Source organism: Streptosporangium sp. NPDC002607 (genome assembly GCF_053592655.1).
Map to the genome: position 1 here is coordinate 1 of NZ_JBSFWD010000131.1, position 5,392 is coordinate 5,392.

At 65.5% G+C, this 5,392-nt stretch carries 2 protein-coding genes; one reads left to right on the top strand and one right to left on the bottom strand.

Going from position 1 to position 5,392, the window contains the following annotated elements; all coding sequences use genetic code 11:
- The first annotated feature begins 223 nt into the window (after nt 1–223).
- Nucleotides 224–1,507: a hypothetical protein gene (locus tag ACWD3H_RS47340; protein WP_451959755.1), complete on the top strand. Its 1,284-nt coding sequence runs from the start codon at nt 224–226 to the stop codon at nt 1,505–1,507.
- Nucleotides 1,508–1,525: 18 nt separating this feature from the next.
- Here the strand turns inward: ACWD3H_RS47340 and ACWD3H_RS47345 are convergent, their stop codons facing one another.
- The gene (locus ACWD3H_RS47345) at nt 1,526–5,173 is read right to left on the bottom strand and encodes a DUF4082 domain-containing protein (protein WP_451959756.1); all 3,648 of its coding nucleotides are present in this window, start codon (nt 5,171–5,173) and stop codon (nt 1,526–1,528) included.
- Nucleotides 5,174–5,392 lie beyond the last annotated feature (219 nt).

Genomic DNA, 5,392 nt, shown 5'->3' on the forward strand with positions numbered 1-5,392 from the left:
GTCAAGCGATGAAATGAGCCGACATGCGGTCGTTCCGGAGCCCGTATTTCTTTGCGGGAATTTAAGCAGCCGGACGATGGCATATCCGACGGTAAGGGCGCGCCCGGCCATTAAAGTCGGCGGGCGATGCCCACTCCCTCGCCCCGCCCCCGCGCCGGAGAGCCGACACGCCTTCGGTACGCGAAATCCCGATCCGGCCACGACATCGTACGGGTGATTCTCTGTGGAGTACATAATCGTCGCGGCCGCCGTGGTGGCGCTGGTGTTCATCGTTCAGACGGCCCTCGGCGCGCGGGTGGCCCGGCGTGCCCTGTGGGTGCTGATGCTGGCCTTCGTCGTGCGACTGCTCGTTCACGTCCTCGTGATGCGGTCCAACTCCATCGCATACGGCGGAGACAACTTCGTCTACGAGGGCAGGGCCCTGGAGATCCTGGCGTACTGGAAGCACGAGGGCTTCACGTTCGTCACCTCCGAGCAGATCGACAGCCTCTACTCCGTGGCGGTGCCCTGCAACATCTTCGCGGCGATCATGTACCTGTGCGGCGGCCCGGCCCCCCTGGCCTGCACCGCCTTCGTGGCGCTCATCGCCTGCGGGCTGTGCGCCGTCATGTACAGGTTCGCGCGGCTCATCGGCGCCGACGAGCGCGCGGCGTTCAGGCTGATGACCCTGATGGCATTCATGCCGGCATTCATGCTGCACACGTCCGACACGTTCAAGGACGGGTTCAACGCGTTTCTCGTCGTAGCCTGTCTCGGCCTCGCCGCTTCGAACGTCCAGCGTTTCGACATGCGTAAACTGCTTCTCCTTGGGCCGCTGCTGTGGGCGCTCTGGAACGTGCGCCCCTACATGGTCTTCATGTGCGCGATACCGCTGATTCTCGGCCTGGCGGGCCTCAAGCGCGCTTTCCCGTTGTGCGTGCTGGCCATCCTGGCCATATTCCTAGTGCCTGTCCTGATATTTCCTGACGTGGCCGAGAGCACACCGCTCGCCATGATGCAGGAGCAGCTGGAGCGCGGGCAGTCGGAGACCGTCCGTCACTCCAACGCCGCGGGAGGTTCGGGAATCGCCTTCGACGACGGCGGCAATCCGTGGAGCGCGTTCCTGCCGAAGCTGGTCTACACGCTTCTTTCCCCGTTCCCCTGGATGGACGGCAGCCTGGTGCTACAGCTGGCGAAGATCGAGGCGGTGCTGTGGTACTACCTTCTGTGGTGCGCGGCCCTCGGGGTCCGGCGAATGTGGGGTGAGAACCGCAGGATGCTGCTGATCCTGCTGCTCTTCGCCGTGCCGTGCACGATCATGTACACCACCACGATGTCCAACATCGGTCTCATCTTCCGGCAGCGGATACCGATCGTCATGGTCGTGAGCCTGCTGTCCGCGGTCGCCTGGAGCAGGCACCCGCGCTCCGGCGCCGGAACGGAGCCGGGCACCGCGGTTTCCGCGGTGCCCGGCCACTCGTCCGGCGCTACGGGGAAGGCCCCGGCCGGGGTTTCGCGAGCACGGTGAGGTGCCGCGCCGGACCGATCAGGCCGGAGTGCTGTCGACGTCGAACACCACGTCGACCCAGTAGTTGCTTGCCTGGTAGGTGCTGGTCGGGAAGGTGCTCGTCGCACCGTACGTGTAGACGCCGTTTCCTCCCTCCGCGCCGCTGGCCGGCGCGATAAGAGGCTCGCTCGTGTATTGCGCAGTGAAATACGGTCGTTTTAGCGAGTAGTTACCGGACACCGTGTTGTAAGAGGCGACATAGGTAGTGTTCTCGGTCACCGGGACCGGCGTCGCGAAGTTCACCTGTTGCCACCCGCTCGCCGTCTCGTTGGTGAAGGTCGCGCTGGCGAGCAACTGCCCGTCACTCGTCCACAGGGCCCCGACATGCGTCCCGGTGTTCTTGTCCCCCTTGTAGAAACGAACACCCCTGATGGTGCCGCTCGTCATCGTCTTGAATTTGACACCGACCGTGACGGGCTGCTTGTCGGGAAAGGAGTTGACCGCGGGGGTATCCGTTTTTTCCCAGAGGCTGGTGAAGGGCACGAACAATACGTCGACCCAGTAGTTGCTTGCCTGGTAGGTGCTGGTCGGGAAGGTGTTCGTCGCACCGTACGTGTAGACGCCGTTGCCCCCCTCGTCACCGTTGCCCAGCGCGACGAGCGGGCCGTTCATGTACGGCGCGGTGAAATACGACGAGGTCAGCGAGTAGAGCCCCGAGCTCGTGTAGTACGAGATGACATATGTCGTGTTGGCGGTCACCGCGACCGGCGTCGCGAAGTTCACCTGCTGCCACCCGCTCGCCGTCTCGTTGGTGAAGGTCGCGCTGGCGAGCAACTGCCCGTCACTCGTCCACAGGGCCCCGACATGCGTCCCGGTGTTAGTGGCACCCTTGTAGAAACGGACACCCTGGACGCTGCCATCGGTCAGCGGCTGGAACTTGACACCGAGCGTGACGGCGTTGGGGTCGTTCTGCGTTGGGACCTGGGGAACCGTCTGGTTGTCCCATATGCTCCTCACCGGTACGAACAACACGTCGACCCAGTAGTTGCTGGCCCGGTAGGTACCGGTCGGGAAGGTGCTCGTCGCACTGTAGGCGTAGACACCGTTACTGACCTGCACACCGCTGGCCGGCACCACGAACGGGCCGTTCGTGTACTGCGTGGTGAAGTAGGGGAGCGTCAGCGAGTAGTTCCCGGACGTCGTGTAGTACGAGGCGACATACGTCGTGTTGGCGGTCACCGCGACCGGCGTGTCGAAGTCCACCTGTTGCCACCCGCTCGCCGTCTCGTTGGTGAACGTGGCTCTCGCCAGGAGCTGCCCGCTCGCACTCCAGAGGTTCCCGGTGTGCGTTCCCGTGTTGAGCGCGCCCTTGTAGAACCTGACGCCTCTGATGGTGCCCGCAGTCGTGGTCTGGAACTGCACCCCGAGCTCGAGCGGCACGGGGTCGTTGGCCGAGTCGACGGCGGGCACGCTACTGGACGGCCAGACGGTGCAGGCGTCACATGACGTGGTGACGGTGACGGTGATCGTGGTCGGAGTCCCCTGGAGGTTGCCGATGTCGTCGACCGCCCGGACCGCGATGGTCGCGGTTCCCGTGGTCTGGGGCGTCCAGCGGTACTGCCAGTTCTCCCGGCCCGTCGCCGGAAACCACCGGGTACCGCCGTCGACCGAGACCTCGACTCCGGCCACGACGCCGCCCCCGGTGTCGGCCGCCGTTCCCTGGATCGTGACGCTCGTCAGCTCGGGCAGGGTGACCCCGCTCGACGGGCTTGTGATCGTCGATGTGGGAGGGGCGGTGTCCGTCGACGCGGTGGCCGGGACCAGACCCGGCTGGAGGCTGGCGGGCTGGGCGTGCATGTCGGCGAGGAGGTTGACCGTCGCCTGCTGCATCCGGATGTCGGCGGCTGGACCCGCTCGATCGTGGGTGGCGTCCAGTCCCCACGACCACTGGACGGTCCCCGCACCGAAGACGAGCGCACCGCTGGCGGCCCGGTAGAGCGTCAGATTGTGGATCGCGGTTCCGAGCCCGTACGAGCTGCCGTAGTCGAGCAGGTATTTGGACGTGAGGTTCGCCACCGTGCTGGAAAGCCGGGCCCGGCCTGCCGGTTCGAACCCGTTGTTGGGTGACACATCCCATTCGTAGCCGAGCGTCCCGTTGGCGAAGACGGCTGTCTGGCCGGGAGAAAGATTCGCCACGGACGTGTTGCGCCAGAGTCGCATCTTGCCGTAGTCGGCCGGCACGGTCAGCGCGTCGTTGGAGACGCCGTTGACCCTGAACCACGTCCCGTCCAGCGTGTTCTCCGGCCTGCCACCGTCCGAGGGCGGGGAGAAACGTGGATCACGCCACGTCCCGGTCCACTGAGAGCTCGGGTCGATCTTGGCGTTCGCCAGCGTCTCCTTGTAGGAGACGAAGGTCCGGTAGGCAGTCCCGTCGGCGGCGGCCTCCCAGCGGCCCTTCCAGAAAGCCTCGTTCCCGGAGAAGAAGGCTATGTTCACACCGTTGTCCCGGGCGTTCGTGACGTTGTCCCGCATGTCGTTGGACCAGTACTCGTCATGGCCGACGGAGAGAAAGATCTTGTGGTTGAGCATCTGCTGGCCGCGCATCGCGGTGTCGATGCTGCTGGTGTAGCTGACGTCGTAGCCGTTGGCCTCGATCCATCTGATCATGGGGTATTCGGCGTTGAAGAACCAGCTCTCCACCGAACCGGCGCAGCAGCTGGCGACGCGCGTGGTGAACGGCCGGTTGTAACTGACCTTGTAGGCCCGCCCCGCCGGAACACTTCCGGAGTAGAGGCTGTTGCCGCCGTACTTGTTGTACGCCTGCCAGGTGCTGTCCGAGGTCTGCAGCAGGAGATCCGCGCCGCGTTCGTCGTCCCGGACCACGAATATCATCTGGCTGACACCGCTTGTCCCGTCATCCCGGATCAGGTTGGCGATGTAGACCCCGGAGACGGCGTTGGCCGGCACGGCCCACGAGGCCGAGACCGCCCAGTTCCCGCAGTCGACCAGTCCGGTCGTCGAATCCGTGAGGCAGAGCGGCTGCGACTGCGGCAGTGTGGCCGAGGGAGTGAGCGTTGTGATCTTTCGTGCGCCCATGCCGCCGTAGTAACCGATGCGGTAGACGTCCACGTGGTAGGCGGTCGCCAGGGTGTTCACCTTGAACTGGACGGTCTCCCCCTTGTCGACGCTCATCTGGGTCGCGTATCCCTGGATGCTGCTGCTGCCGGCCCCCGGTACGTCCCACTCGCTGGAGGGGTTGCCCGGCAGGCTGTTCTCCAGGCAGATGACAGAGGTCGCCGGGCAGGCCGCGCGGGACGCCCGGGTGTGGGACCTCGCGCCCGCGGGAAGACCGAGCCCGGCGAGCCTCCGCTTCAGGGAGCGGTCTCGGCCGCCTTCGGGCGGCGCCGCCTTGATCTCCACGCCCCCGCGTCCGGCGACCGGTCCCCGCTCCGCGCCGGAGGCCGGCCCTGCGGGACCGGGTCCGGTCACCGGTGGGCCGGCGGTGACGTCCGGCCCGACCGGCACGACGTGCTGGACGCCTCCCTGCCCCCGTGTGGCGGCGATGCCGGGTTCCGGCGCCCAGGTCGCGCCCAACAGGCTGATGAGAGCGAGGAGCCCGACCCCGAAGGTGAGCGGCGACCGCCGCCCGAGCCTGACCGTCTTCGCACCGTCCGGATCGCCTGCCATATGTGACCTCCCGAATTCCCATGGCGAACTCTCCGCCCCGGACAGAGACCCGGGCAGAGTCCCGGGCAGAAACGCGAGCGGAGCCACGGGCAGAAAGAAAGGCAATCACATCCGGCCCTCGACAGAAGTTAACCTTAAATAATGGCGATTTATCTACAACATAGAAGATCGCTCCAATATCGCACTAAAAGATCATTCAAAGTGCAAATCATGCTCGAA